The organism is Protofrankia sp. CiP1_Cm_nod4, assembly GCF_982290645.1.
Genome location: NZ_CEVIVC010000215.1, coordinates 1830 through 5212 on the forward strand (window position 1 = coordinate 1830; position 3383 = coordinate 5212).

At 76.3% G+C, this 3383-nt stretch carries 2 protein-coding genes; both read right to left on the bottom strand.

Annotation, left to right across the window (positions count from 1 at the left end; all coding sequences use genetic code 11):
- Positions 1–24 precede the first annotated feature (24 nt).
- Positions 25–1416, bottom strand: a complete 1392-nt coding sequence (locus tag AC5LSR_RS22975; RefSeq protein WP_493469005.1) for an amidohydrolase family protein — start codon at positions 1414–1416, stop codon at positions 25–27.
- 677 nt (positions 1417–2093) lie between these two features.
- The coding region (locus AC5LSR_RS22980; protein ID WP_493469006.1) for a hypothetical protein at positions 2094–3383 on the bottom strand (1290 nt) is incomplete at its 5' end.

Consider the following 3383-nt stretch of genomic DNA (forward strand, 5'->3'; position numbering starts at 1 on the left):
CCGGTGGCGGACGGGCCGAAGTACTCAGGGCGTCGCGGGGTTCACCGCCGGCGGCAGGTCACCCACGGGGCCGGGCACCGGGGACGGCCGGAGGCCACCGCCCGCGGGTACGGTCAGGGCCGCGGGCAGGCGGGTGTGCGGGACGACGGGAACACCGCCGAGAAAGACCCCGGTCACCGCGTCGGGACGTTCGAACAGCGACAGGTCGCCCGGATCCTCGTCCAGCAGAATAGCGTCGAACTCGTAGCGTGGGGCAATACGACCGACACTTTCCGAGATACCGCACAGGCGTGCACCGTTGGCTGTCGCCGCGAGCAGGGCCTCGGACACCGACAGTCCACTCTGGCGCAGCCGGGTGATCTCGGCGAGGTTGGTGCCGTGGCGGTCCCGGTGCCGGCTGTCGCTGCCGAGAGCGATCCTGACCCCGGCGTCACGGGCCACCGCGACCGTGTCGGCGAGCATGGCCCGGGTCACGTGCGCACGGTCGGCGGCCCACTGGGGCAGCTGCCCGCTGTCGGCCAGCTGCCCCAGCTCGTGGTACGGCGACAGGGTCGGGACCAGCGTGACGCCCCGCCGCGCCATCAGGTCGGCCTCACGCTGCGTGAGACCGATCCCGTGCTCGACCGAGCGGACGCCGGCCGACACCGCCGCGTCGACGGCGCCCGCCCCCAGCGCGTGCGCCATGACCCCACGCCCGAAGGCGGCCGCCTCCGAGACCGCGGCGGCGAGCTCCGCGGCGGTGAACTCCGGCAGCGGCTGCCCCGGGCGCACCGACATGATGCCGCCACTGGCGAAGACGTTGACCCAGTCCGCGCCCGCCCGCACCACCGCGCGGACCGCCGCGCGCATCCCGTCCGGCTCCCGGACGACATGCCGGGGCCGGCCGGGGTAGCCCAGCGCCGTCAGGGTCTCCGGCGCCTCCAGGCCGGGGCCGAGCAGCGCCCCGTCGCCGTGGCCCTCGGAGCGGGTCAGCCCGACCACCGAGACCGCCAGCCGCGGCCCGGGAATGTGCCCGGCGAGCAGCGAGTCACGCACGCCCGCGTCCGCGCCGCCGGCGTCCCGGACGTACGTCACCCCGGCGGCCAGGGTGCGGCGCAGCATCGCCGCTGTCTGGAAGAAGCGCTCCGACAGCGGAGTCGTCATCATCTCCAGCGGATCGTATGTGCAGAGCGTGACGTGGGAGTGGCAGTCGATGACGCCGGGCATCAGCCACAGCCCGTGCGCGTCGACATCGACCGCGTCGGCGTCCAGTGGGAGACGCGGCCGGACGTTGGTGATGTGCCGGTTGCGTACCGCGACGTCCACCGGGCCGTCGAAGTAGCCGTGCTCGTCAAGGGCGTGCACGCCCCGCAGGACGAAGCCGCCCGACAGGGCGGTGCCGCCCCGCCGCGGGACATCGGTGCTGGTGATCGTCATCGTGCCGTTCCTGCCGCTGGGGTCCGGCGTCCACCAGCGGATGGATCACCGCGCTGATTACGGGACGCCATGGAGATCACATAGGATATGCCGGCTCGGGCCGGGTACCGCGCTGGGCCCGCTCGGCCCGGCCGCGCACCGGGTCACCGGTTGGGACGGCGTGGCGGGGACGACGGCGAAGAAGCGCCGGACGGCAGCCAGGCCGCCCGGCGGTCGCGACGTCCGAGCGGGTACTCAGGTCACGGTCGACAGGCCGTGCTCGACACGCGGCAGGTGTCGATGTACCGACGGACGGTGAAGCCGCACGCCGGCATGGCACGGTCGTCCGCGGCACCCGCCGCTGGCTTCCACCTGGCCCTGTACACCTGTACCTCCATGGTCGGCGCCCGGGGACGCGCCGTCACGGACTGGGCTGCCCGCCCGGGCCGCGCACGGCCCCCGCCTGGGCGGCTCAACTGCTCGTGACGTCCGCCGACGAGCGGATGCCGCAGCCGATGATTCCAGTCCGCTCGTGAACGTAACTGACCGTCATTGGCAGGGTCAAGAGCCTGTGGCGTCGGACGCTCTTCGACCGCTCTCCGACCGATCTCGCCCGTAGCCCGACGGATCCCGACGGATGATGGCCGGCCGCGCCCCGACAGCTACCCGCGATGGCCGGCAACGGCGGTCGGCCACCGTCATCCGACCGTCGCGGCGGTGACCGGCGGGTCCACCGGATGGCGCGCCGGCACGGGCTCCGCCGCCGCCACCGGGCCGGATGCCGCGGCCAGCCCGGCCCGGGCGGCGCGCAGCTCGCAGGTGAGCTCGTCGGCCTGACGCTCGGCACGTTCGGCCCGGGAACGGGCGTCCGCCCTGGCCTCGGCGAGCACCGCCTGGCGTTCGTCCGCGGCCCGGTGGGCCGCCTCCAGCCTGCGGTCGGCGTCGGCATGCACGCGGGTGATCTCCGCGTCCGCGGCGTCACGCTGACGGACCAGCTCGGCGTGCAGCCGGTCGGCCTCCGCCCGGGCCTGGGCCGTGGTGTGCTCCAGGGCCTCGGCCCGGGCCCGCGCGGCGTCGCGGGCGGCGGTGGCGGCGGCAGCCGCCTGCGCGGCGTCCTGCCGGGCCTGGGCCACCGCCGCGGCGGCCTCGTCACGCGCCGCCCGGACGGCGGCGTCCGCGGCCTGGTGCGCCTGGCGGATGTCCGCGGCCGTCTCGGCGCGCAGCGCCTCCAGGCGTGCCTCGGCGTCCTGCCGCGCCGCCTCCGCCGCGGCGGCGGCCTCGGCGCGGGCCTGCTCGAGCGCCCCCTGCGCCTGCGCCCGGGCCGCCGCGGCCGCGTCGCGTTCGGCCTCCAGGGCGGTGATCCGCTCCTCCAGCGTGTCGACCACGCCGACCGCCTCGGCGGCGACGGCCTCCGACTCGTCCCGGACGGCCTGCGCCTCCCGGGCGGCCTGCTCGGCGCGCACGGCCCGGGCGATCGCTTCGGCGACGCGCTCGGCCGCCTCCGCCTCGACCGTCTCCACCCGCGCCTCGGTGGCGGCTATGTCACCGAGAGCGGTCATCTCCCGGGCGAAGGCGTCCAGCGCCTGGGTGAGGCTGCCGGCCAGCGCGGTGATCTGCTCGGCCAGCGCGTCGGCCCGCCCCCGCGCGCCCACGGCGCGCTCCGAGCCGGCCCTGCCGACAGCTGTCCCCGCCCCGGCCGCTCCCGGCCCGGACTGCCCGGCGAGCTCCCGTCGACGACGGTAGGCCGACAGCCGGTTGTGGACGGGATCGTCGCAGTACGCGGGCGGACGCCCCGGCCCGGCCGGCGCGCTCGGCGGCTGGCCGCAGCCCGGGTAGGCGCACCGCGCCGGTGCGCTCCCGTCGACCGTCGCGTCCTCGGTCATGCTCATCGCTGTCCGTTCTCGCTCCCGGGATCCCGCCCGCACCGACCCGACAAGAATGCACCAGGACGCACGGGCAGGGGTCCAGCGGCCGGCACGGTTCGCCAC

Bases quoted from the DNA above. Each gene is read 5' to 3' on its own strand.
- AC5LSR_RS22975 (WP_493469005.1), bottom strand. From the start codon at position 1,416: ATGACGATCACCAGCACCGATGTCCCGCGGCGGGGCGGCACCGCCCTG.